General features: G+C 73.6%; 18 protein-coding genes. 15 read left to right on the top strand and 3 right to left on the bottom strand.

All coding sequences use genetic code 11. From position 1 onward, the window contains the following. Nucleotides 1-95: 95 nt before the first annotated feature. Genes E7744_RS12235 through E7744_RS12225 form a run of 3 tightly spaced genes read left to right on the top strand, consistent with a single transcriptional unit; the run spans nucleotide 96 to nucleotide 2489 of the window. Entirely contained in the window at nucleotides 96-1343 is a 1248-nt protein-coding gene (locus E7744_RS12235) for a PLP-dependent aspartate aminotransferase family protein (RefSeq protein ID WP_137774354.1), read from the top strand. Between the two features lie 9 nt (nucleotides 1344-1352). Next, entirely contained in the window at nucleotides 1353-1694 is a 342-nt protein-coding gene (locus tag E7744_RS12230; protein ID WP_137774353.1) for a DUF2516 family protein, read from the top strand. 36 nt (nucleotides 1695-1730) lie between these two features. After that, entirely contained in the window at nucleotides 1731-2489 is a 759-nt protein-coding gene (locus tag E7744_RS12225; RefSeq protein WP_137774352.1) for a phosphoglyceromutase, read from the top strand. A 145-nt stretch (nucleotides 2490-2634) separates the two neighbouring features. Here the strand turns inward: E7744_RS12225 and phoU are convergent, their stop codons facing one another. After that, nucleotides 2635-3294 (bottom strand): phosphate signaling complex protein PhoU, encoded by a 660-nt coding sequence (phoU, locus tag E7744_RS12220; RefSeq protein ID WP_137774351.1) that lies wholly within the window; start codon nucleotides 3292-3294, stop codon nucleotides 2635-2637. Nucleotides 3295-3606: 312 nt separating this feature from the next. On the opposite strand from phoU, the gene E7744_RS12215 reads away from it, so the two are divergent. Together E7744_RS12215 and E7744_RS12210 are read left to right on the top strand one after the other, a co-directional pair. Next, nucleotides 3607-4746: a cell wall metabolism sensor histidine kinase WalK gene (locus E7744_RS12215; protein WP_246858668.1), complete on the top strand. Its 1140-nt coding sequence runs from the start codon at nucleotides 3607-3609 to the stop codon at nucleotides 4744-4746. Continuing rightward, the gene (locus tag E7744_RS12210; RefSeq protein WP_137774350.1) at nucleotides 4743-5423 is read left to right on the top strand and encodes a response regulator transcription factor; all 681 of its coding nucleotides are present in this window, start codon (nucleotides 4743-4745) and stop codon (nucleotides 5421-5423) included. The genes E7744_RS12215 and E7744_RS12210 overlap by 4 nt, the downstream gene beginning before the upstream one ends. Before the next feature lie 122 nt (nucleotides 5424-5545). Here E7744_RS12210 and E7744_RS12205 read toward each other — a convergent pair whose 3' ends face one another. Next, nucleotides 5546-6085, bottom strand: a complete 540-nt coding sequence (locus tag E7744_RS12205) for a hypothetical protein (RefSeq protein ID WP_137774349.1) — start codon at nucleotides 6083-6085, stop codon at nucleotides 5546-5548. 321 nt (nucleotides 6086-6406) lie between these two features. On the opposite strand from E7744_RS12205, the gene E7744_RS12200 reads away from it, so the two are divergent. The 7 genes from E7744_RS12200 to E7744_RS12170 all read left to right on the top strand — a co-directional run bounded on the left by E7744_RS12200 (nucleotide 6407) and on the right by E7744_RS12170 (nucleotide 14354). Further along, nucleotides 6407-6889, top strand: a complete 483-nt coding sequence (locus E7744_RS12200) for a CarD family transcriptional regulator (RefSeq protein WP_137774348.1) — start codon at nucleotides 6407-6409, stop codon at nucleotides 6887-6889. A 106-nt stretch (nucleotides 6890-6995) separates the two neighbouring features. Then, nucleotides 6996-7847 (top strand): 2-C-methyl-D-erythritol 4-phosphate cytidylyltransferase, encoded by an 852-nt coding sequence (locus tag E7744_RS12195; RefSeq protein ID WP_137774347.1) that lies wholly within the window; start codon nucleotides 6996-6998, stop codon nucleotides 7845-7847. After that, a complete protein-coding gene (ispF, locus tag E7744_RS12190) occupies nucleotides 7844-8347 on the top strand; it encodes a 2-C-methyl-D-erythritol 2,4-cyclodiphosphate synthase (RefSeq protein WP_137774346.1) in 504 nt (167 codons plus the stop codon). The genes E7744_RS12195 and ispF overlap by 4 nt, the downstream gene beginning before the upstream one ends. Nucleotides 8348-8358: 11 nt before the next feature. Then, nucleotides 8359-9855, top strand: coding sequence for a cysteine--tRNA ligase (cysS, locus tag E7744_RS12185; protein ID WP_137774345.1), 1497 nt, complete (start codon nucleotides 8359-8361; stop codon nucleotides 9853-9855). A 169-nt stretch (nucleotides 9856-10024) separates the two neighbouring features. Then, the gene (rlmB, locus tag E7744_RS12180) at nucleotides 10025-11017 is read left to right on the top strand and encodes a 23S rRNA (guanosine(2251)-2'-O)-methyltransferase RlmB (RefSeq protein WP_137774344.1); all 993 of its coding nucleotides are present in this window, start codon (nucleotides 10025-10027) and stop codon (nucleotides 11015-11017) included. Nucleotides 11018-11022: 5 nt separating this feature from the next. Next, on the top strand, nucleotides 11023-13188 hold the full coding sequence (gene glgX, locus E7744_RS12175) for a glycogen debranching protein GlgX (RefSeq protein WP_137774343.1): 2166 nt from the start codon (nucleotides 11023-11025) through the stop codon (nucleotides 13186-13188). A gap of 236 nt (nucleotides 13189-13424) precedes the next feature. Next, the gene (locus E7744_RS12170; protein WP_137774342.1) at nucleotides 13425-14354 is read left to right on the top strand and encodes a hypothetical protein; all 930 of its coding nucleotides are present in this window, start codon (nucleotides 13425-13427) and stop codon (nucleotides 14352-14354) included. A 102-nt stretch (nucleotides 14355-14456) separates the two neighbouring features. Here the strand turns inward: E7744_RS12170 and glgP are convergent, their stop codons facing one another. Further along, nucleotides 14457-17090, bottom strand: coding sequence for an alpha-glucan family phosphorylase (gene glgP / locus E7744_RS12165; RefSeq protein ID WP_210417109.1), 2634 nt, complete (start codon nucleotides 17088-17090; stop codon nucleotides 14457-14459). Between the two features lie 245 nt (nucleotides 17091-17335). On the opposite strand from glgP, the gene E7744_RS12160 reads away from it, so the two are divergent. From E7744_RS12160 to glgB, 3 genes are read left to right on the top strand one after another with little or no spacing between them, the layout of a single operon-like run. Beyond that, entirely contained in the window at nucleotides 17336-19450 is a 2115-nt protein-coding gene (locus E7744_RS12160) for an alpha-1,4-glucan--maltose-1-phosphate maltosyltransferase (RefSeq protein ID WP_137774340.1), read from the top strand. A 53-nt stretch (nucleotides 19451-19503) separates the two neighbouring features. Beyond that, complete coding sequence (gene treS / locus E7744_RS12155) at nucleotides 19504-21312, top strand: maltose alpha-D-glucosyltransferase (protein ID WP_137774339.1); 1809 nt, start codon at nucleotides 19504-19506, stop codon at nucleotides 21310-21312. Next, the gene (gene glgB / locus E7744_RS12150; protein ID WP_137774338.1) at nucleotides 21309-25097 is read left to right on the top strand and encodes a 1,4-alpha-glucan branching protein GlgB; all 3789 of its coding nucleotides are present in this window, start codon (nucleotides 21309-21311) and stop codon (nucleotides 25095-25097) included. Before treS ends, glgB begins: the two co-directional genes overlap by 4 nt. Nucleotides 25098-25220: the final 123 nt, after the last annotated feature.

Genomic DNA, 25220 nt, shown 5'->3' with positions numbered 1-25220 from the left:
CAGGCTTCCGGGTCACCGGTCCAGCCTACCGGCCGGTGGCGTCACGGGATCCCACCATCCCCAGCGCCCGGGGCGGCGGACGTACGATGTGCCCCATGCATCCGGAAACCCTCTTGGTCAGTGCCGCCCGTCCCGCCAAGGAGGTGGACGCGCCCGTCAACGAGCCGGTGCACTTCACCTCCACGTTCGTCGGCTGGGAGTCCGGGGCCACGGACCGCCGCGTCTACGGCCGCATGTCCAACCCCTCGTGGGAGGGCCCCGAGCACCTGCTGGCCGCCCTCGAGGGCGTGGAGGACCCGACGGCGACCCCCGCCCTGCTGTTCTCCTCCGGGATGGGCGCGATCGCCGCCGCCCTGCATCTCGTCCCCACCGGCGCCCGCGTGGTCGCCCCGCAGCACGCCTACAACGGGCTCACCTCGCTGCTGGCCTCCCTGCGCGAGTCCGGCCGGCTCGCGGTGGACCAGGTGGACATCACCGACCTCGCCGCCGTCGAGGCCGCGCTCGCCGGCACGCCCGCGCCCGGGACCCCCGACGCCGGCCCGGCCGGCGCCCGCGGCCCGGCCGCCATCCTCTGGCTCGAGTCCCCGACCAACCCCATGCTCGAGGTCGCGGACCTGCGCGCGCTCGCCGAGGCCGCGCACGCGGCCGGCGCCCTCGTCGTCGTCGACAACACCTTCGCCACGCCTCTCGTCCAGCGACCGCTCGAGCTGGGCGCCGACGTCGTGGTCCACTCCGTCACCAAGTACCTGGCCGGCCACTCGGACGTGGTGCTGGGGGCAGCCGTCACGCGGGACCCCGCGCTGCACGCCCGGCTGCTCGAGCACCGGACCCTGCACGGGGCGATCGCCGGGCCGATGGAGGCCTTCCTGGCCCTGCGCGGCATGCGCACCCTCGCCCTGCGCCTCGAGCGCTCGCAGGCCACCGCGGCCGAGCTGGCCCGCCGCGCGGAGGCCGCCCGCCGCGAGGGTGCCCTGCCGCTGGCCGCGGTGCGCTACCCGGGGCTGCCCGACCACCCGCAGCACGCGATCGCCGCGGAGCAGATGCACGGCGGCTTCGGCTCCGTGCTCACCCTCGAGGTCGCGGGGCCGGAGGGCGCCGGGGACGAGGAGGTGGCCGCCGTCGCGGACGCGATGGTGACGGCGCTGCGCCTCTGGGTCCCGGCCACCTCGCTGGGCGGCGTGGAGTCGCTCGTGGAGCGGCGCCGACGCTTCGCCGCCGAGCCGCGCACCGTCCCGGCCGGCCTGCTGCGGCTGAGCTGCGGGATCGAGCACGTGGAGGACCTGTGGGAGGACCTCGTGCACGGACTGCGCGCCGCCGCCGCGGCGGGGGCGGGCCCCCGCTAGGCTGGCCCCATGAACGTCTGGGCACTGGTCACCTCCATCGAGAACTGGATGTACGTCGCGCTGTCCGTGGTGGCCGTGGTGCTCGAGGTGTGGGCGCTCGGCGACTGCCTGACGCGCCCGGCCCAGCAGTTCGAGCGCGCCGGGCAGAAACCGAAGTCCTTCTGGCTGATCCTGACCGGCGTGGCCGGGGCGGTCGGCGTCCTGACGTTCCTCGGCTCGATCAACAGCCTCGGCGCCGGCTTCGGCCTGTTCCAGATCGCCGCGCTGTGCGTGGCCGCGGTCTACCTCGCCGGCCCGCGCGGCGAGCTGAAGCTGTACGGCCGCAGCGGCCCGTCGCACTACGGCTACTGACCGGGCGGGGCCCGGCCGCGCCGTTAGGATGTGCGCATGGCTGACACCCCCTACAAGCTCGTCCTGCTGCGGCACGGGCAGAGCGACTGGAATGAGAAGAACCTGTTCACCGGCTGGGTGGACGTCCCGCTCACCGAGAAGGGCCGCCAGGAGGCCGCCCGTGGCGGCGAGCTGCTCGCCCAGGAGGGGCTGCTGCCGGACGTGCTGCACACCTCGGTGCTCAAGCGCGCCATCACCACCGCGAACCTCGCGCTCGAGGCCGCCGACCGGCAGTGGATCCCGGTCCACCGCCACTGGCGGCTGAACGAGCGGCACTACGGCGCCCTCCAGGGCAAGGACAAGGCCGAGATCCGGGAGGAGTTCGGCGAGGACCAGTTCATGGTCTGGCGCCGGTCCTACGACACCCCGCCGCCGGCCCTGGACGACTCCTCCGAGTGGTCGCAGGCGCACGACGAGCGCTACGTGGACCTGCGCCCGGACGTGCCGCGAACCGAGTGCCTCCAGGACGTGGTGGCCCGGCTGCTGCCGTACTGGACGGACCACATCGTGCCGGACCTGCGCGCCGGCAAGACCGTGCTCGTCGCCGCGCACGGCAACTCCCTGCGCGCCCTGGTCAAGCACCTGGACGGCATCTCGGACGAGGACATCGCCGGGCTGAACATCCCCACGGGCATCCCGCTGTACTACGAGCTGGACGAGGACCTGCGCCCCGTCACCCCGCACGGCCGGTACCTGGACCCCGAGGCCGCGGCCGCCGGTGCCGCCGCCGTGGCGGCCCAGGGCGCCCGGAAGTAGCCTCCCGGGACCGGGCGCCGCGAGCGCCGCGCCCGGCCCCCCCGGAACCACGACGCCGGCCGGTCGCCTTCCCCGCGGAAGGCGACCGGCCGGCGTCGTGCTGGGCGGGAACGGGTCCCGGGGGCAGGGCCCCCGGGGGGGCCGGTCAGTCGATCTCGATGACCGGCTCCCACTCGCCCGTGGCGAGGTAGGTGACCTTGCGGGCCACGGAGACCCCGTGGTCGGCGAAGCGCTCGAAGAACCGGGAGGCCAGGGTGACGTCCGCGGTCATGGCGCCGGAGGCGTTCCAGTCGGCGGCGTTGACGGTCTTGAAGTTCTTGGCGTGCAGCTCGTTGATCGCGGCGTTGAGCTTGACGATCTGCTGGGCGTGGGTGGTGTCGTGGTCGGTCAGCAGCTGCTCCACCTCGCCGGCGAGCGCCACGCAGTGGTCGGCCATCTGCCGGAAGTCCTCGCGGACGGACTCGGGCAGGACGAGGTCCGGGTAGCGGCGGCGGGCCAGCTGGGCGATGTGCCGGGCCAGGTCGCCCATGCGCTCCAGGGACGAGCTCATCCGCAGGGCGGCCACGACCGTGCGCAGGTCCGCGGCGACCGGGCCCTGCAGGGCGAGCAGCTCGATCGCCTTCTCGTCGATCGAGGTCTGCAGGTAGTCGATGCGGGCGTCGTCGGTGATGACGGCCTCGGCGAGCTCCACGTCCGCGTTCTCGAAGGCGGTCCGGGCCTTGTCCATGGCCTCGCGGACCAGGCCGGAGATCTCCACCAGCTGGTCGCCCAGGGCCTTCAGGTCGGCATGGAACAGTTCTCGCATGGATGGTCCCTCTTTCCGGTTGGGGGTGTCGTCGGCCCCGTGGTCCAGCGGCACGGGCGCCCGGTCGGGGACACGGGCCCGCGTCATCGTCGCCACGGAAGGTGAACGTCTGCTGAACGGCAGGAGTACTCCCGTGCCCAGTATGCCCCGTCCGGCCCGGTGGCGGCCGGGATGACGCGGATCGACGGGCCGACACCCGCCGTGCGGGTGCCGAGCGGGGCCCGGCGGATGGGTAGGCTGGTCGGCGTGACGGATCCCGTGGTCGTTGGAGTGGTGTGCGGGCTGATCGGCCTCGTGCTCGGCGTGCTGGCCATGGTCGCCTTCCGCGTCTCCGAGCGCAGCCGGGCCGTCCACCTGACCGTGGGGGAGCCCTCCATCCCGGAGGGGGCGGCCGAGGTCCTGTCCGTGATCGGCCGGGCCTACGTGGTCCTGGACGCCGTCAACGGCGTGGTGCGGGCGAACCCCTCCGCGTACGCCTACGGGCTCGTGCGCGGCCACCACCTCGTCCACGAGGAGGTGCTCGAGCTCGTGGACCGCGTCCGGGCGGACGGCATCATCGTGGACCGCCGCTACGAGCTGCCGCGCGGGCCGGTGGGCCAGGGCGTCCTGGTGGTGCAGCTGCGCGTGGCCCCGGTGACCGACGAGTACATCCTGCTGCTGGCGGACGACCGCTCCGAGATCTCCCGCACCGAGGCCATGCGCCACGACTTCGTGGCCAACGTCTCGCACGAGCTGAAGACCCCGGTGGGGGCCATCTCCCTGCTCGCGGAGGCCATCGACGACGCCGCGGACGACGAGGAGGCCGTGCGCCGCTTCGCCGGCCGGCTGGGCGTGGAGTCCGCGCGGCTGGCCGCCCTCGTGCAGGACATCATCGAGCTGTCCCGGCTCCAGGCCAAGGACACCGTCCGGGCCGGCCAGCCCGTGGACCTCAACCGGACCGTGACCGAGGCCGTGGACCGCTCCCGGCTGCAGGCCGAGGCGCGCAACATCGACATCAAGGTGGCCGGGCAGGTGGACGGCCCCGTGTACGGGGACCCCGACCAGCTGATGACCGCCCTGCGCAACCTCATCGACAACGCGGTGCGCTACTCACCGGACGACACCACCGTGGGCGTGGGCCTGAAGTCCGTGCGCGGGCTCGCGCAGGTCTCCGTGACGGACCAGGGCGTGGGCATCCCCGAGGACGAGCAGGACCGGATCTTCGAGCGGTTCTACCGGATCGACGCCGCGCGCTCGCGCCAGACCGGCGGCACCGGCCTCGGGCTGAGCATCGTCAAGCACGTCATCTCCAACCACGGCGGAGAGGTGACCGTCTGGTCCCAGCCGGGGCGCGGGTCGACCTTCACGGTCCGGCTGCCGGAGATGGATCCCGACGCCGGCCGGCACGTCGGCGGAGCACAGAACGCGCGGGGCGCCATCGCGTCCGCCACAGGGGAAGGAGCCCAACCGTGAGCCGTATCCTGATCGTCGAGGACGAGGAGTCGTTCAGCGACCCGCTGTCCTACCTCCTGGGCAAGGAGGGGTTCGAGGTCGAGGTGGTCGGCGACGGCAACGAGGCCGTCGTCGAGTTCGACCGGGCCGGCGCCGACCTGGTGCTGCTGGACCTCATGCTGCCCGGGCAGTCCGGCACGGAGGTGTGCCGGCAGCTGCGCCAGCGCTCCAACGTCCCGGTCATCATGCTCACCGCCAAGGACTCGGAGATCGACAAGGTCGTCGGGCTCGAGCTCGGGGCGGACGACTACGTCACCAAGCCCTACTCCTCCCGGGAGCTCGTGGCCCGCATCCGGGCCGTGCTGCGCCGCCAGGGCGAGCCGGAGGAGCTCATCAGCTCCACGGTGCAGGCCGGCCCCGTCCGGATGGACATCGAGCGGCACGTGGTCTCCGTCAACGGCGAGCAGGTCTCCCTGCCGCTGAAGGAGTTCGAGCTGCTGGAGATGCTGCTGCGCAACTCCGGCCGCGTCCTGACCCGCGGCCAGCTCATCGACCGCGTGTGGGGCTCGGACTACGTGGGGGACACCAAGACCCTGGACGTGCACGTCAAGCGCCTGCGCGGCAAGATCGAGCCGGACCCCTCGCACCCGCGCTACCTCGTGACGGTGCGCGGGCTGGGCTACAAGTTCGAGCCGTAGGCCGGTCCGACGCGGCCGCCGGGGGCCGGGACCGGCGGCACCGGGAACGGCGAAGGGCCGGCACCGTGCGGTGCCGGCCCTTCGCCGTCGTCCGGATGACCGGAGCCGTCAGCGGCCCCCGGTCAGTGGCCGCCCTCCTCGGCGGCATGCGTCTCGTAGAGGTGCTCGGTGGCCGACTCGTCGGCGCCGCCCGGCACGTACTGGCGGTACTCGGGCAGGGTCCCGTCCAGCACGGGGATCTCCACCTGCTGGCTCTGGCCGTCCACCTCGACCGTGGCATCGGCCATGCCGCCGGGGAAGGAACCGTGCGAGGGGATCACGTGCTCGTTCTCCGGGTCGCCCAGCTGCAGCATCTCACCGGCGGGGACGGAGAGCCTCGTGTCCGTCCCGTCCACGGTGATGGTCACCTCGAGCGGCTGCTCCGAGGGGTTGTTCACCGCGCCGAGGTAGCGGGCCTCCGCGTCCGGGCCGCTGGAGACGAGCAGCACGTTGCGCAGCTCGGCGTCCCCGACGTTGGCCACGATGCCATCCGAGGCCGAGTACTGCAGGGTGGTGGCCTGCTGGTTGATGGCGCTGCAGCCGGTGGCGCCCAGCAGGGCGACGGCAGCCAGGCCGGCCACGGCGGCGGTGCGGGCGGTGGCCTTGCGGACGGCGAACTTCACGATGCGTTCTCCTCGGTGCGGTCAGGGGCGCCCGGGCCATCCGGTGTGCTTCGGACACGGCTGACCACACGGCGCGGTGCTGCCTCGAGACTACCGCATCGGCCCACGCCGACGGCCCGGGCGACGGCAGCGTGACGGCGGCGTGGACGGGGGTGCAGAAGGGGGTGCGGACAGGGGTGCGGAGGCGATCGCGGACGGGCCCGCGGGCCGGCTCGTGGCCGGGGGAGGATTATGACCCATCCGCCCGGCTCCGTGAGCAGCGACACAGGTCCTGAAAATGTGACGTGATAGACTCCGGTGGAGGGAAAGGGGACCACTCACATGGTTTTTGAGGTCGGAGAGACAGTCGTCTACCCCCACCACGGTGCCGCGAAGATCGAGGAGATCAAGATGCGCACCGTCAAGGGCGAGGAGAAGATGTACCTCAAGCTCAAGGTGGCCCAGGGAGACCTGACCATCGAGGTGCCTGCGGAGAACGTGGACCTGGTCGGGGTCCGGGACGTCGTGGACGGCGAGGAGCTGGAGAGGGTGTTCCGGGTGCTCCAGGCCGAGTTCACCGAGGAGCCCACCAACTGGTCCCGCCGCTACAAGGCGAACCTGGAGAAGCTGGCGTCCGGGGACGTCATCAAGGTGGCCGAGGTCGTCCGCGACCTGTGGCGCCGCGACCAGGACCGCGGCCTGTCCGCGGGGGAGAAGCGCATGCTGGCCAAGGCCCGGCAGGTGCTCGTCTCGGAGCTGGCGCTGGCCAAGAAGACCTCGGAGGACGAGGCGGCCGAGCTGCTCGACGAGACCCTCGCCGCCTGAGCCCGGTCGTCCGGGCCCCGTGGCCGGGCACCCGGCGCCGCGGTGACGGACGGTGTCCGTGCACGTCGCGGCCGTCCGGGGAGTGCGCGGAACCTAGACTGGCGCCATGCGCTCGACCCTGCTGATCGTCGCCGCCGGCAGCGGCTCCCGCCTGCGCGCGGGCCTGCACAAGGCCCTCGTCGCCCTCGCCGACGGCCGCACCATGCTCGAGCACTGCCTCGACTCCGTGCTCGCCGCCCGCGGTGACGGCGCCCTCGACCTCGCGGGCATCGTGGTGGTGGTCCCCGCGGACCCCGCCGCGGCCGAGCCCCTCGAGCGCGTGTGCCGGGACGTCGCGCGGCGCACCGGCACCATGATCCTCACCGTGCCCGGCGGCGCCGAGCGCGCCGACTCCGTGCGGGCGGGGCTGGACGCGGTCCGGGGCCTCGCCGGCGCGGACGCCGACGGCGCCGGTGAGCGCCACGCGGTGCTCGTCCACGACGCCGCCCGGCCCTTCGTCCCGCCCGCCGTGTTCCGCGCGGTGCTGTCCGCCCTCGAGGCCGGGGCGGCCGCCGTCGTGCCCGGGCTGCCGGTGGTGGACACGATCAAGACCGTTGCCGCGGCCGCCCCCGCCGGCGACGCCGCCCCGGACCTCGCGTCGTCACCGGCCGCGCCCGAGTGGGTGACCGGCACGCCCTCCCGCACCGCGCTGCGCGCGGTCCAGACGCCCCAGGGCTTCGACCTCGCCGCCCTGCAGGCCGCCCACCGCGCCGTCGACGGTCCCGGCGCCACCGCGCCCGCCGACCGGGACGCCGCCGCGCTCACCGACGACGCCATGGTCATGGAGGCCGCCGGCCACGCCGTGCTCGTGGTGCCGGGGGACCCGCTCGGCTTCAAGATCACCACCCCGCTGGACCTGGTGCTGGCCAACGCGCTGCTGCCGGACCGGCGACCCGACGCCGACGAGGAGAGCCCATGACCCCCACCCCGCCCCCCTTCCTGCCCCGCACCGGCATCGGCACGGACGTCCACGGCTTCGCCCCCGAGGACGAGGACCGCGAGTGCTGGGTGGCCGGACTGCACTGGCCGGGCGAACAGGGCCTGACGGGGCACTCGGACGGGGACGTGGTGGCGCACGCGCTGTGCGACGCCCTGTTCTCCGCCGCCGGCCTCGGCGACCTGGGCCGGCACTTCGGCACCTCCCGCCCGGAGTGGGCCGGCGCGGCCGGGGCCGTCCTGCTCGCCGAGGCGTCCCGGCTGGTGCGCGAGGCCGGGTTCGGGATCGGCAACGCCGCGGTGCAGCTGGTCGGCAACCGGCCCAAGGTGGGCACGCGCCGTGCCGAGGCGGAGGAGGTGCTGGGCGCGGCGGTCGGGGCCCCGGTGTCCGTCTCCGGCACCACCACGGACGGCCTCGGCTTCACCGGCCGGGGCGAGGGCCTGGCCGCGGTCGCCACGGCGCTCGTGTACCGGCTGACCTAGGATGGCCTACCGTGGCACAACGCTTCTATGACACCAGGACCGCGACGGTACGGGACTTCGTCCCCCTGACCGGGGGGGAGGTCTCCCTCTACTACTGCGGCGCCACCGTGCAGGGCATGCCCCACGTGGGCCACGTGCGCTCCGCGATCGTGTTCGACATCCTCATCCGCTGGCTCGGGCACACCGGGCTGCGGGTCACGTCCGTGCGCAACGTGACGGACATCGACGACAAGATCCTGGAGAAGTCCGCCGCCTCCTACGCGCCGGACTTCGAGGAGGACGACCTCTACCCGGCCGAGGAGCCGTGGTTCGCCCTGGCCTACCGCTTCGAGCAGGAGTTCGCCCGCGCCTACGCGGCCCTCGGCGTCCGCCGGCCCACCTACGAGCCGCGCGCCACCGGCCACGTCCCGGAGATGTTCGCGCTCATCCAGCGTCTCATCGACGCCGGCCACGCCTACCCGGCCGCGGACGGCTCGGGGGACGTGTACTTCGACGTCCGGTCCTGGCCCGCCTACGGAGAGCTCACCCGCCAGCGGGTGGAGGACATGCAGGACGCCCCCGACGCCGACCCGCGCGGCAAGCGCGACCCGCGCGACTTCGCCCTGTGGAAGGGCGCCAAGGACACCGACCCCGAGACGGCGACGTGGGCCTCCCCGTGGGGCCGCGGCCGACCCGGCTGGCACCTGGAGTGCTCCGCGATGGCCACCAAGTACCTCGGCCGGCGCTTCGACATCCACGGTGGGGGCCTGGACCTGCGCTTCCCGCACCACGAGAACGAACTCGCCCAGTCCGCGGCGGCCGGGGACGGCTTCGCCAACTTCTGGCTGCACAACGGCATGGTCACCTACGAGGGCGAGAAGATGTCCAAGTCGGTGGGCAACACCATCTCCCCGGAGGAGATGCTCGCCCTCGCCCGCCCCAAGGCGGTGCGGTACTTCCTGGGCCAGGCCCACTACCGGTCCCCGCTGGACTACCGGCCCACCTCGCTGCAGGAGGCCGAGGCCGCCGTGGAGCGGATCGAGGCGTTCCTGGAGCGCGGGGCGGACGTGGTGGCCGAGGCGCAGCTGCGCCGCGAGGAGGCCGCGGGCGGGGAGGACGCCGGGCAGGCGGTCTACGTGGCCGCCTTCAGCTCGGTGCCGCCGGCGTTCCGGGCCGCCATGGAGGACGACCTGAACGTGCCCCAGGCCCTGGCCGTGCTGCATGAGTCCGTGCGCGCCGGCAACAGCGCGCTCGCCGCGGGGGACGTGGAGGCGGTGGAACAGCACTACGCCGACGTCGAGGCCATGGTCTCGGTGCTGGGCCTGGACGACGTCCCCGAGCCGGAGGGCGGCCAGGACCCCGCCGCCCGGCACGCCCTGGACACGCTGGTCCGCGCCCAGCTGGACGCGCGGGCCGCGGCGCGCGCGGCCAAGGACTGGGCCACCGCGGACGCGATCCGGGACACCCTGGCCGCGGCCGGCGTCGTGGTGGAGGACTCCGCCGACGGCGCGCGCTGGTCCCTCCAGTAGGGTCCGGACCGCCGACCGGCCCGGGGTGGTCCCCGGGCCGTAGAATGGGGCCAGGCGCCCCCTCGGGCGCCGGGGAGCGCCGCGGACCGACCGGCGCCGGGCGGTGCGGCCGAGCGCGTCCCGCCCGCCGACCCGTCCGACCGTCCGTCGCCAGAAAGGCACCACCGACATGGCCGCAGCACCCCGTTCCGGATCCTCCTCGCGGGGCAACAGCGGGAAGAAGGGTCCCCTCAAGGGCACCGGCGGGCACGGCCGCAAGGCCCTCGAGGGCAAGGGCCCCACGCCCAAGGCCGAGGACCGCGTCTACCACAAGGCCCACCGCGCCAAGCAGCTCGCCGAGCGCTCCACCGCCAAGCGCGGTGGCCGCAACACCCGCTCCCGCCACGCGGACGAGACCGTGGCCGGCCGCAACTCCGTGGTGGAGGCCCTGCGCGCCGGCATCCCGGCCAAGGCCCTGCACGTGGCCACCCGCGTGGAGATGGACGAGCGGGTGCGCGAGGCGCTGAAGCTGGCCGCCGAGCGCGGCATCGCCGTCATGGAGGACAGCCGGGCCGAGCTGGACCGGATGACGGACGACGCCGTCCACCAGGGGCTCGTGCTCCAGGTCCCGCCCTACGAGTACGCCGACGCCCTGGACCTGGCCCGGGAGACCGTGCAGAAGTGGGAGCGCGGCTACCAGTCCGCCCCGCCGCTGTTCATCGCGCTCGACGGCATCACCGACCCGCGCAACCTCGGCGCCATCATCCGCTCGGCCTCCGCCTTCTCCGCGCACGGCGTGGTGGTCCCCGCCCGCCGGTCCGTGGGCGTCACCGCCACCGCGTGGAAGACCTCGGCCGGCGCCGCGGTGCGGGTCCCCGTGGCGCAGGCGGGCAACCTCAACACCGCCCTGCAGGAGTTCAAGAAGCTGGGCATCTTCGTCCTGGGCCTCGACGGCGGCGGGGACCGGTCCCTGCCCGGGCTCCCGCTGGCCACCGAGCCGGTGTGCCTCGTGGTCGGCTCGGAGGGCAAGGGCCTGTCCCGGCTCGTCCGGGAGCACTGCGACCAGGTCGTCTCGATCCCGATCGCCTCGGACATGGAGTCCCTCAACGCCTCCATGGCGGTGGGCATCTCCCTGTACGAGATCGCCGTCCAGCGCTCCGGGGACCGGGCCGGGGGTTCCTGACGGCCATGGCCTCCCTGCCGACCGCGTCCGTGCCCGCGCCGCTGCACCACGTCACCGGGCACCGGTCCCGGCCGTTCCCGCTGGGGATCGCGGACTGCGTCCCGGGCGTGGTGGACGTCCCCGGCGCCGTCAACGTGGCGGTGTACGCCCCTGGCCAGGAGGCGCTCGACGTGGTGTACACCGGGCCCGGCTTCCCCGTGGACGCCGTGCCCACGGCGGCCGACCTGCAGCGGGCCCCGCTCTTCGACGTCACGGACCGCGTGCACCACGGCACCGTGCCCGGGATCGGCCACGGCAGCCTCTACGCGTTCGTGCCCCGAGACCGCCGCATCCCCGGGCTGTCCCGGACGGGCCGGCCGACGTCCGGCAAGGAGCGGGCCCTGCCCCAGCTGCTGCTCGACCCCTACGGGGACGCGGTGGTGGAGCGCGGCGGGCGGTACTGGTCCGTGCGGGTGCCGCGGGACTTCGACTGGAGCGGGGTGCAGCGCCCGCACGTGCCGCTGCGGGACACGATCGTCTACGAGGCCCACGTCATCGGCCAGACCAGGCTGCACCCGGGGATCCCCGAGGAACTGCGCGGCACCTACGCCGGGCTGGCCCATCCCGTCATGGTGCGGTACCTGCAGGAGCTGGGGATCACCGCCGTCGAGCTGCTGCCGGTCCACCACCACCGGGACGAGGACCACCTGCAGGACAAGGGCCTGGTCAACTACTGGGGCTACAACTCCGTGAGCTTCTTCGCCCCGCACCCCGGCTACGCCACCGCGGCCGCCCGGGCCGGCGGCCCGAAGGCGATCCAGGACGAGTTCAAGGGCATGGTCAAGCTCCTGCACGAGGCCGGCCTCGAGGTCATCCTGGACGTGGTCTACAACCACACGGCGGAGGAGGGACCCGGCGGCCCCACCTTCTGCTGGCGCGGCCTGGGCGAGCGGCAGTACTACCGGCACGACGCGTCCGGGGGCTACCTGGACACCACGGGTTGCGGCAACGCCCTGGACTTCACCGACCCGCAGGTGGTGCGGATGACCCTGGACTCGCTGCGCCGCTGGGTGACCGACTTCCAGGTGGACGGGTTCCGCTTCGACCTGGCCGTGACCATGTGCCGGGACGAAGCGCACCACTTCACCAGCCGGCACCCCTTCCTCGTGGCCGCCCAGGCGGACCCCGTGCTGGCGGGCACCAAGCTGATCGCCGAGCCGTGGGACGTGGCGGTCGGCGGCTGGCAGACGGGGCACTTCCCGCCCGGCTGGTCGGACTGGAACGACCGGTTCCGGGACGTCGTGCGGGACTTCTGGGTCGCCGACCGCGGGGCCATGGAGCACGGCGGCTCGGGCGGGTCCACGGCGCGGCTGGCCGACTGCCTGGCCGGCTCGGCGGGGCTGTTCGCCGGCTCGGGGCGCTCGGCGCTGGCCTCGGTCAACCTCGTCACGGCCCACGACGGGTTCACGCTGCGCGACCTCGTGTCCTACAACGAGAAGCACAACGAGGCCAACGGCGAGGACAACCGGGACGGCAACTCCCACAACCGCTCCTACAACCACGGGGTGGAGGGGCCCACGGAGGACGAGGCGATCCGGGACGCGCGCGCCCAGACCGCCCGCAACCTCATGGCCACGCTGCTGGTCTCCCTCGGCGTGCCGATGATCACCGCCGGGGACGAGATCGGCCGCACCCAGCGGGGCAACAACAACGCGTACTGCCAGGACAACGAGATCTCCTGGACGGACTGGGACCTCGAGGAGCGCCAGCAGCGGATGCTGGCCACCACGCGCCGGCTGATCGCGATCCGCAAGGAGTTCCTCGCCGGGCAGCCGTACTCCTACCCGTCCCGGGAGCCCGGGTACCTGATGTGGTTCAGCGACCGGGGCCTGCCGATGACGCCGGACGACTGGTCGGACCCGTCCCGCCGCCTGCTCCAGCTGCTGATCGGCGTCCCCGGGGGGCGGAGCACGGGGCTGATCGTGTTCAACGGCGCCCTGGACAGGACCTCGTTCCGCCTGCCCACCCCGGAGTCCGTGCGCGGGGTGATGGATGACGCCGGCTCGGCCCTGCAGTCCTTCGAGCTGCAGCTGGCGACCTGCCGCCACGGGGACCGGCGCCGCGGCGCCCAGTTCTCCCCGGGGGACCGGGACACGATCGAGGGCAACTCGATCACCCTCTACTCCGTCTGACCCCACCCCTCCGCGTCCCTGCCTACCCCTGCGCACCCCTGCGCGACTGGCGGTCGAATCTGCCCCGGTCTCGGCGCCGTGGCGGCCCGGAACGGTGCGGAATCGACCGCCAGATGCCGAGGGCGGTGGGGAGGGGCCGGGGAGCGGGACCTCCACAGCCCCCGGGAGCGCCCCCGCCGTCCACCCCGACGGCGGCCCGGTCACCCCGGGCGGCGGTCCCCGGCCACGCTGGGCGCATGGACCTGCCGGCCAGCGTGCCCGACATCGTGACCGTCGCCGAGGCCCGGGAGCTGGGCATCGGCCGCCGGAGACTGCAGGGAGCCCGGGCGGAACGCCACCTGCACGGTCTCTACAGCCCGGAACGGCGCGCCCGGGACGAGGCCGAGCTGCACCTCTCGCTGCTGCGGGCCACCACGGCGGCGGGGGCGGACGTGGCCTCCCACGGGTCGGCCGCGCTCGTGTGGGGGTTCCCCGGGGCGCGGGTGCCGGAGGAGCTGCACCTGCTGTCGGTCGCCGGCGACCGCCGGTCCCGCGTCCGGGGGACGACGGGACGCCGGGGGCTCGTCCTGCCCTCGGAGGTGGTGCGGGTCGGCGGGATCGCCGTGACCACGCCGGGCCGCACGTGGCTGGACCTGGCCCGGGCGGCGGGCGAGCGGCGGCTCGTGCTGTGGGCCGACTGGCTGTTCAACCCGGTGTGGGGCGGCCAGTGGGACCGGCTCCCGCTGAGCACGCCCGAGCGGTTGCGGGACCTGCTGGCCGCCCACCGGGGCAAGCCGGGCATCCGCAGGGCGAGGCTGGCCCTGGACCGGGCCCGCGTCGGCTCGGACTCTCCCCAGGAGACCTCCCTCCGGCTGGCGCTCGTGGACGCGGGCCTGCCGGAGCCGGCCGTCAACCAGTGGATCGTCCACCCGCTCACGGGGGAACGGCTGCACCGCGGGGACCTGACCTACCAGGACCTGCGGATCGACCTGGAGTACGACGGGGAACACCACTCCGGGCCGCTCCAGGTGCAGCGCGACATCGAGCGGGCGGAACGGCTGCAGTCCGTGGACTGGATGGAGCTGCGGTTCAGCGCGCGCCACGCCCGCGACGACTGGGCCCCCGCGGTGCGGAAGACCCGCGCCGCGCTGCTCGCCCGCGGCTGGACCCCCGGCTCGCCCGCCTGACCCCCGCCTGACCCCTCATCTGGCGGTCGATTCCGCCCCGGATCCGGGCCATTCCGGGCGCGAGACGGGGCGGAATCGACCTCCAGTTGCGCCGGAAGGGGGTCAGCCGGCGTTGACCACGAGCGCCATCTCCGCCGGGGAGGCCAGCAGCTCGTGCCGCGGCAGCACCCGCACGGAGTAGCCGAACGCCCCGGACCGGTCGATGAGCAGGGAGCCGGCGAACCGCCAGCGGCCCTCGCCGAGGTCCTCGGCCGGGGACAGCTCGAGGGCGGAGGTGTCCACGAGGCGGTCCTCGTCGAGGCTGCCGGAGGGCTCGGTGGCGACCCGGCCGTACACGGCCTGGACGCACACGTCCGCCGGCTCCAGGTCGCCGAGGTCCACGTAGGCCGAGACCTGCAGCTCGTCCCCGACCTGCGGCTCCTCCGAGACGCCGAGCGAGTCCACGTGCTCCACGGCCACGCGCCCGAACGCCGAGCGCACGCGCGTCTTCCACCCGGCCAGCTCGCGGGCCCGGGCGAAGTCGTCGCCGTCCATCACCCGCCCCGCGGCGGCGGCGGGCCGGTAGAGCCGCGTCACGTAGTCCTGGACCATGCGGTCGGCGGACATCGCCGGGCCGAGGGTGGCCATGGTGTGCTTGACCATGGCGATCCACTGGTGCGGCAGCCCGTCCCGGGAGGCCGCGGAGGGCCCCGCCGCGCCGGCCTGGTCGGAGCGCTCGGCCCCGTAGAACCGGGGCACCACCTGGCTCTCCAGCAGGTCGTACAGGGCCGCGGCCTCGATGTCGTCCCGCTCCCCGGTGCTCGCCGCGGAGGAGGCGGTGGGGATGGCCCAGCCGTTCTCGCCGTCGAACATCTCGTCCCACCAGCCGTCCAGCACGGACAGGTTCAGGCCGCCGTTCATGGCCACCTTCATCCCCGAGGTCCCGCACGCCTCGAGCGGGCGCAGCGGGTTGTTGAGCCACACGTCGCAGCCGGGCATCAGGGTGGAGGCCATCTGGATGTCGTAGTTCGGCAGGAAGGCAATCCGGTGGCGGACCTCGGGGTCGTCGGCGAACCGGACCATCTCCTGGATCATCAGCTTGCCCTGCTCGTCCGCGGGGTGGGACTTGCCCGCCACCACCAGCTGGACCGGGTGCTCGGGGTCCAGCAGCAGCCGCTTGAGCCGCGCGGGGTCGCGCAGCATGAGGGTCAGCCGCTTGTAGGTGGGCACGCGCCGGGCGAAGCCGATGGTCAGCACGTCCTCGTCCAGCACGGAGGCCGTCCAGGCCACCTCCGCCTCGGAGGCGCCCCGCTTGAGCCACGAGGACCGCAGCCGGGCGCGGACGTCCGCGATGAGCGCTCGGCGCAGCGTCCGGCGGACCTCCCACAGCTCCTCGTCCGGCACGTCCCACACCCGCCCCCAGTCGGGGCCGGCCACCGCGGAGGTGCCGAACAGCTCGATCGCGCGGTCGGAGACGGTGCTGGAGACCCACGTGGGGGCGTGCACGCCGTTGGTGATGGAGGTGATCGGGACCTCGTCGGCGTCGAAGCCCGGCCACAGGCCCCGGAACATCTCCCGGGAGACCTGGCCGTGCAGCCGCGCCACCCCGTTGGCCCGCTGGCCCAGCCGCAGGCCCATCACGGCCATGTTGTGCAGCCCGCGGTGGCCGCCGTCGTAGTCCTCGGCCCCCAGGGCCAGGACTTCCTCCACGGGGACGCTCGGGGCCAGGCCGGCCCGGAAGAACTGCTCCACGAGCGAGCGGTCGAAGCGGTCGATCCCGGCGGGCACGGGGGTGTGCGTGGTGAACACGGTGGAGGCGCGCACGGAGCACAGGGCGCTCTCCCAGTCGAGCCCCGCGGCCATGAGCTCCTCGATCCGCTCGATCCCCTGGAACCCCGCGTGGCCCTCGTTGGTGTGGTAGACGCTCGGGGCCTCCGTGCCGGTCAGCTCCGCGAACAGGCGCAGCGCCCGGACGCCGCCCATGCCCAGCAGCAGCTCCTGCTGCAGGCGCTGCTCGCCGCCGCCGCCGTACAGCCGGTCGGTGACGGAGCGCGCCGTGTCGTCGTTGGCCGGGACGTTGGAGTCCAGCAGCAGCAGGGGGACGCGCCCGACGTCGGCCCGCCAGACCTGCGCGTGCAGGGTGCGGTGGCCCGGCAACGGCAGGGAGACCAGGGCGGGCGTGCCGTCGCGGTGCTTGAGCAGGGACAGCGGCAGGTTGTCCGGGTCCAGGACCGGGTAGGTCTCCTGCTGCCAGGCGTCCCGCGAGAGCGACTGCTTGAAGTAGCCCGACTGGTACAGCAGGCCCACGCCGATCACCGGCACCCCGAGGTCCGAGGCGGACTTCAGGTGGTCGCCGGCGAGGATGCCCAGGCCGCCGGAGTACTGGGGGAGCACGGCGGTGATGCCGAACTCGGGGGAGAAGTACGCGATCGAGCGCGGGGGGACCTCCCAGCCGGCGGACTCGTGCTGGAACCAGCGGTCCTCGGTGAGGTAGCGGTCGAGGTCCTCGGTGGCCGCGGCCACCCGGCGCACGATCGACTCGTCCGCGGCGAGCTCGGCGAGCCGGGCCCGGTCGAAGGAGCCCAGCAGGGCCACCGGGTCCTGGTCCAGCCGCCGCCACGCCGCGGGGTCGAGGTCGTGGAACAGCCTCTTGGTCTCCGGGTGCCACGACCACCGCAGGTTGGTGGCCAGGCGGCCCAGGCCGGCGATCGAGGCGGGCAGGTGGGTGCGGACGGTGAACCGACGAATGGCCTTCACAGGGCCCATTATCCACGCCGCCGGGATCGGCCCCGGCGGCGCGGGTGAACCCCGTGCGACGCCCGCGTGGCCGCGGGCTGAATACCCCGCCGTACGCCCCGCCGCGCACCGGGGCGCGCACCCGGCCGCGCGCCCCGCCGCACGGGGCGCGTCCGTCCGAGAAGGGCCGATGGCGTTGGCCAGCGGTTGACGGCACCGGTAACGTCGACCGCGTGGAGGCTTCCAGGAATCCGAACACCGTCCCGATGTCCCGTACCGAGGTCACGGCGGGCCGCATCCCCGTCACCGGCGTGCAGCCGGTGGTCGACTGCGGCGCGCACCCGGCCAAGGCCGTCGTGGGGGAGGACATCCCCGTGCGCGCCACCGTGTTCCGCGAGGGACACGACCGGCTGGGGGCCACCGCCGTGCTCTACGGCCCCTCCGGCGAGGAGGTCCAGCGCGTGCGCATGCACGAGGGGGCCCCGGGCCTCGACGAGTACCGGGCCGTCCTGCGCCCGGCGCAGGTCGGCCCCCACGCCCTCGTGGTCGAGGGCTGGTCGGACCCCTACGCCACGTGGCACCACGCCGCCACGGTGAAGATCCAGGCGGGCATCGACGTCGAGCTGATGCTCGCCGAGGGCGGCGCCCTGTTCCGCCGCGCCGCCGCCGAGCCCGAGCGCTCCGAGGCCGACCGCGTCATCCTCGAGCGGGCCGCGCGCGGGCTCGAGGACGGCTCGCGGGACACCGCCGAGCGGCTCACCGCCGCGGAGGACCCCGAGCTGGCCGAGGTGCTGGCCGCCCGGCCGATCCGCGAGTTCGTCTCGCCCTCGCCGCGGTACCCGCTGGACGTCCAGCGGGCGCTCGCCGGCCGCGGCGCGTGGTACGAGTTCTTCCCGCGCTCCGAGGGCGCGGCCTACCACCCCGAGTCCGGCACCTGGACCTCGGGGACCTTCACGACGGCGGCCGAGCGCCTCCCGGCGATCGCCCGGATGGGCTTCGACGTCGTCTACCTCCCGCCGATCCACCCCATCGGGCACGCCCACCGCAAGGGCCCGAACAACACGCTCACCGCCGGCCCGCAGGACCCCGGCTCGCCGTGGGCCATCGGCTCCGAGGACGGCGGCCACGACGCGATCCACCCCGAGCTCGGCACCGAGGAGGACTTCGCCCGCTTCGTGGACCGCGCGGCGGAGCTGGGCATGGAGGTGGCGCTGGACCTGGCGCTGCAGTGCTCCCCGGACCACCCCTGGGTGCGCGAGCACCCCGAGTGGTTCACCACGCGCGTGGACGGCTCGATCGCCTACGCGGAGAACCCGCCGAAGAAGTACCAGGACATCTACCCGCTGAACTTCGACAACGACCCGCGCGGGCTGCGCCGGGCCGTGCTGGACGTGGTGGAGCTGTGGATCGCCCGGGGCGTGAAGATCTTCCGCGTGGACAACCCGCACACCAAGCCGCTGTGGTTCTGGGAGTGGCTGATCGCCAAGGTGCACCGCCGCCACCCGGAGGTCGTCTTCCTGGCCGAGGCGTTCACCCGGCCGGCCATGATGCACGCCCTCGGCCGCGTGGGCTACCAGCAGTCCTACTCCTACTTCACGTGGCGGAACACCCGGGACGAGATCGCGGAGTACCTGCACGAGGTGACGGCCGAGACCGCGGCGTTCTACCGGCCGAACTTCTTCGTCAACACCCCGGACATCCTCACCGAGTACCTGCAGTTCGGCGGCCCGGCGGCGTTCAAGATCCGCGCCGTGCTCGCCACCATGTCCAATCCGCTGTGGGGCATGTACTCCGGCTACGAGCTCTTCGAGCACGTGGCCCGGCCCGGGGCGGAGGAGTACATCGACAACGAGAAGTACGAGTTCCGGCCCCGGGACTACGCCGCCGCGGAGGCGGAGGGGCGCTCCCTGGCGCCCTTCCTGACCCGGCTGAACCACATCCGCCGGGCCCACCCCGCCCTGCAGGACCTGCAGAACCTCACCCTGCACCGCGTGGACAACGACGCGATCCTCGCCTTCTCCAAGACCCGGCGCCACCGGCCGGAGGGCTGGCACGCCGCCGTCGGGACGGGCGCGGGGGACGGGACGGGCACGGTCTTCCCGGGCGTTCCGGACGCCGCGGGCCTCGTGGAGTCCCTGCCGGGCCACGCGGACACGATCATCGTGGTGGTGACCACGGACCCGCACAACACGCGCGAGGCGACCGCCACCCTGGACCTGTCCGCCCTCGACCTGCGGCCGCAGGACCTGGACGCGGAGGGCCGCTTCGAGGTCGAGGACCTCATCACCGGCTCCCGCTGGCAGTGGGGCGAGCACAACTACGTCCGGCTGGACCCGCACGTCGAGCCGGCGCACGTGCTGCGCGTCGTGCGCCGGGACTGACCGGCGCCCCGCCCCCGACCGACGCAGGAGACTACGGAAGAGAACCCCCGACGATGGCCAACTCGTTTCAGCTGCACACCCACGGCATCTCCCACGACCCGAACTGGTTCCGCACCGCCGTGTTCTACGAGGTGCTCGTGCGGGCCTTCCACGACGGCAACGGGGACGGGTCCGGGGACTTCGACGGGCTGATCAACAAGCTGGACTACCTGCAGTGGCTGGGCGTGGACTGCCTGTGGGTGCCGCCGTTCTACCGCTCGCCGCTGCGCGACGGCGGCTACGACGTCTCGGACTTCTACGAGGTCCTGGACGACTTCGGCACGGTCTCCGACTTCAAGCGCCTCGTGGCCGAGGCCCACGCGCGCGGGCTGCGGGTGATCATCGACCTGCCGCTCAACCACACCTCGGACCAGCACCCGTGGTTCCAGGAGTCCCGCTCGGACCCGGACGGGCCGTACGGGGACTTCTACGTCTGGTCGGACACGGACGAGAAGTACCAGGACGCGCGCATCATCTTCGTGGACACGGAGGAGTCCAACTGGACCTTCGACCCGGTGCGCCGCCAGTTCTTCTGGCACCGGTTCTTCTCCCACCAGCCGGACCTGAACTTCGAGAACCCCGCGGTGATCGAGGCCCTCTACGAGGTGGTCCGGTACTGGCTGGACATGGGCGTGGACGGCTTCCGCGCGGACGCCATCCCGTACCTGTACGAGGAGGACGGCACCGACTGCGAGAACGACCCGCGCACGCACGTCTTCCTGCGCGACCTGCGGGCCATGGTGGACGCGGAGTACCCGGGGCGCGTCATCATCGCCGAGGCGAACCAGCCCCCGGCGGACGTGGTGGACTACTTCGGCACCGAGGAGCAGCCGGAGTGCCACATGTGCTTCCACTTCCCGATCATGCCGAAGATCTTCTACGCGCTGCGGGACCACAAGGCCACCGCGATCCTCGAGGCGGTGGCCGAGACCCCGCAGATCCCGGCGGGCTCCCAGTGGGGCACCTTCCTGCGCAACCACGACGAGCTGACGCTCGAGATGGTGACCCCCGAGGAGCGCCAGGCCATGCTCGGCTGGTACGCGCCGGACTCCCGCATGCGCGCCAACGTGGGCATCCGCCGCCGGCTGGCCTCCCTGCTGGACAACAGCCGGTCCGAGCTGGAGCTGATCCACGCGCTGCTGCTGTCCCTTCCCGGCTCGCCGTTCCTGTACTACGGCGACGAGCTCGGCATGGGGGACAACATCTGGCTCCCCGACCGCGACGCCTCCCGCACGCCGATGCAGTGGAACCCGGACCGCAACGCCGGGTTCTCGGACGCGGACCCCGGCAAGCTCTACCTGCCGGTGATCCAGTCCCTCGTCTACCACTACAACCACGTCAACGTGGAGGCCCAGCTCGCCTCGAACGGCTCGCTGCTGCACTGGGTCCGGGAGACGCTCGCGGTGCGCAAGAAGCACCCCGTCTTCGGCCTGGGGGACTTCTCCATGGTCCACGCGGAGGCCGAGCAGGTCCTGGCCTTCGTGCGGGACCTGCCGGTCAGCGACGACGAGGACCTGTACCCGGAGACCGTGCTGTGCGTGTTCAACCTGTCCCCGGACCCGGTGGCCACGTGGCTGTCCGTGCCCGGCTACGAGGGCCGCGGGCTGCGCGACGTGTTCGGCGGCCGGCCCTTCCTGGACATCGGTGCGGACGGCCGGCTGCCGGTCACCCTGCCGGGCCACGGCTTCTACTGGCTGCGGCTGCGCACCGGCCCGGACCTGATGGCCGGCGGCGAGCGGACCGCCCTGGCCGGCAGGCCGAACCCCTACACGACCGCCCTGCCGGTCATCACTCCGGACATGTCTGCGGGGAGCATCCGATGACCACCGAGCCGAACACCGCCACGACCCTGCCGGCGCTGCTGGAGGGCTGGCTGCCCTCCCAGCGCTGGTTCCCCCTGACCGGGGACTTCACCCTGGACCGGGTCGGCGGGATCCGCCTGTCGGGGACCACCGCGGGGGTGCGGCCGCAGCTGCACGTGATCACCGCGGCCCGTGACGGGGAGACCGTGACCCTGTCCGTGCCCCTGGCCGTGCGGGAGGACGAGCTCGAGGAGGGTGCCTCGGCCCTGGTCGGCCGCTGGGATTCCCCGGACGGGCCCCGCTGGGTCTACGACGGCGCGCGCGACCCCGAGTTCGTGGCCGCCTGGCTGGAGATGATGCGCCGGGAGCTGCCGACGGCGGACGGCCGCTCCGGCGGCCACGCCTACGCCGGCTTCGGCGACTGGCCCGCCTTCGAGGCCGGCACCCTGCGGGCGCGGATGCTCGAGGGCGAGCAGTCCAACACCTCCGTGGTCATCGAGGCCGGTCCCGGCACGCTGATCCTGAAGTTCTTCCGCGTCCTGGCCGCGGGCGCGAACCCCGACGTCGAGATCGGCCTGGCGCTGTCCGGCGCCGGTTCCAGCGAGGTCCCGGTGACGTACGGCTCGGTCACCGCCGGCTGGCGGGCGCCCGGGGCCCCGGGCGGCACCCCGGCCGAGGACACCGCCGACGGCTGGGTGTCCGGCCAGGCCTGCGTGCTGCGGGAGTTCATCACCGGTTCCCGCGACGCCTGGCGCGTCGCCACGGAGTCCGCGGCCGCGGGCACCGACTTCACGGGCGAGGCCGCCGGGATCGGCGCGGCCACCGGCCGGCTGCACCTGGCCCTCGCCGAGACCCTCGGCACCCGGCAGGCGCCGGCGGGGCCGTCCGGGACGCCCGGGGTGCTCGAGGAGCTCGCGGGCCGGATCGAGTGGGGCTGGCGCCAGGCCGCCGCCACGGTGGGGGAGGACCACGCCGGGCGCGTGCGGGAGGTGCTGGACTCGCTGCGCTCGCCGGAGGCGGCCGCGGCGCTGCCCCCGCTGCAGCGCATCCACGCCGACTACCACCTGGGCCAGGTGCTGGCCTCGGCCCAGGACGGCACCACGCGGTGGACCGTCCTGGACTTCGAGGGCGAGCCGCTGCGCGAGGCCGGGGAGCGCTCCGGCTGGGACCTGCCGCTGCGCGACGTGGTGGGGATGCTGCGCTCCTTCGACTACGCCGGCGCCCTCGCGGGGGCCCCGGAGTGGACGGCCCGCACCCAGGAGGCCTTCCTCGAGGGCTACGGCCGGACGGTCGGCGCGCCGGTGGACACGGCCTCCACGGTGTTCACCGCCCTGCTCCTGGACAAGGCCCTGTACGAGACGGCGTACGAGCTGCGGCACCGCCCCGACTGGGTCGAGGTGCCCGCCTCGGCCGTGCGCCGGGCGCTCGGCCGCGGCACCGCCGGCACCGACGGCGCGGCCGCCGAGGCCGGTGCCCCCGTTGCCACCGGGCCGTCCCCCGATACGGTGGGGGCAGTCACCGAGCGCGAACCCGAGGAGGATCCGATGGACGCGGAGAACATGGAACCGACCCTGCAGGCCGGCCCGGCGGGGGACCCGGCCCCGGCGCCCCTCGAGGTGCACGCCGAGGTGCTCGACGCCGTCGCGCACGGCCGGTACCACCAGCCCCACGAGGTGCTGGGTGCCCACCTGGACGGCGACGACACCGTGACCTTCCGGGTGCTGCGGCCGCTGGCGGAGGAGGTCTCCGTCCGGCTCGACGACGGCACCGAGGTGCCGCTGCGGCACGAGCACGAGGGGGTCTGGGTCGGCACCGCGCGCGCCACCCAGCCGGGCCACGTCCCGGGCTACCGCATCCTCGTGTCCTTGCCCGGGGCCGATCCCGCCGAGCAGGACGACCCCTACCGCTACCTGCCCACCCTCGGCGAGCTCGACCAGCACCTGTTCCGCGAGGGCCGGCACGAGACCCTGTGGACGGCCCTGGGCTCCCGGGTGCGCCGCTACTCCTCGCCGCAGGGGGAGATCACCGGCACCTCCTTCGCGGTGTGGGCGCCCAACGCGCGCGCCGTGCGGGTCAAGGGCGACTTCAACGGCTGGGACGGGCGCCAGCACGCGATGCGCTCGCTGGGCGACTCGGGGCTGTGGGAGATCTTCGTCCCCGGCATCGGCGCCGGGACGGTGTACAAGTACGCGATCCTCGGCCAGGACGGGCACTGGCGCGACCGTGCCGACCCGATGGCGCGCTGGACCGAGGTGCCGCCGGCGACCGGCTCGCGCGTGGACGACTCCCGCTACGTCTTCGGCGACCAGGAGTGGATGGAGCGCCGGGCCCGGACGAACCCGCACGACGGCCCGATGAGCGTCTACGAGGTGCACGCCGGGTCGTGGCGGCCCGGGCTGGGGTACCGCGAGATGGCGGACCAGCTCGTGGAGTACGTCTCCTGGCAGGGCTTCACCCACGTGGAGTTCCTCCCGCTGGCCGAGCACCCCTTCGGCGGCTCGTGGGGCTACCAGGTCACCGGGTACTACGCCCCGACCTCGCGGTTCGGCACCCCGGACGACTTCAAGTACCTCGTGGACCGGCTGCACCAGGCCGGGATCGGCGTCCTGCTGGACTGGGTGCCGGCGCACTTCCCCAAGGACGAGTGGGCGCTGGCGAAGTTCGATGGCACGCCGCTCTACGAGTACGCCGACCCGCGCAAGGGCGAGCACCCCGACTGGGGCACCCTGGTCTTCGACTACGGCCGGACCGAGGTGCGCAACTTCCTCGTGGCCAACGCCCTGTACTGGCTCGAGGAGTTCCACGTGGACGGCCTGCGCGTGGACGCCGTGGCCTCCATGCTCTACCTGGACTACTCCCGCAAGGACGGGGAGTGGGTGCCGAACGTGCACGGGGGCAACCACAACCTCGAGGCGATCAGCTTCCTCAAGGAGGCCACCGCCACGGCGTACAAGCGCAACCCGGGGATCGTCATGGTCGCCGAGGAGTCCACCGCCTTCTCCGGCGTCACCGCCAGCACCGAGAACGACGGCCTGGGCTTCGGGCTGAAGTGGAACATGGGCTGGATGCACGACTCGCTCGCCTACATGTCCGAGGACCCGGTCAACCGGCGCTGGCACCACAACGAGATGACGTTCTCGCTCGTCTACGCGTGGAGCGAGAACTACGTGCTGCCGCTCTCGCACGACGAGGTGGTGCACGGCAAGGGCTCGCTGCTGCGCAAGATGCCCGGTGACCGCTGGCAGGAGCTGGCCTCGCTGCGCGCCTACTACGGGTACATGTGGGCCCACCCCGGCAAGCAGCTGCTGTTCATGGGATCCGAGTTCGGCCAGGAGTCCGAGTGGAAGGAGTCCCACGGGCTCGACTGGTGGCTGACGGACAACCCGCAGCACAAGGGCCTCATGAAGGCGGTCCGGGACCTCAACAGGGTGTACCGGGACGCCCCGGAGCTGTGGAGCCGGGACAACGACCCGGCCGGGTTCCAGTGGATCGACCAGAACGACGGCGACCGGAACCTGTTCTCCTTCATCCGCTGGTCCGACCCCGAGCAGACCGGTGGCGAGCGGCGCCCCCTCGTGTGCGTGTCCAACTTCGCCGGGACCCCGCACCACGACGTGCAGCTGGGACTGCCCCTGGCGGGGGAGTGGGAGGAAGTCCTCAACACCGACTCCGAGACCTACGGCGGTTCGGGGGTCGGCAACGCCGGCACCATCACCGCGGTGGAGGAGTCCTGGCACGGCCAGCCGGCGACCGCCCGCGTGGTGGTGCCCCCGCTGGCGACGGTGTACTTCCGTCCCGTCCGCTGACCCGGGCGGGCCACCGCCCGCCGCACCCCCCCGAGAGGACCCCGACCGGCCACGGGCCGGGCGGGGTCCTCCCGCGCTCCGGCCCGGTCAGCCGCCGGTTGTCCGCGCGGTGACGGCGTGGAT

It is taken from the genome of Citricoccus sp. SGAir0253 (genome assembly GCF_005877055.1).
GTDB lineage: Bacteria > Actinomycetota > Actinomycetes > Actinomycetales > Micrococcaceae > Citricoccus.
This window is presented reverse-complemented; position numbering and strand designations above follow the sequence as displayed.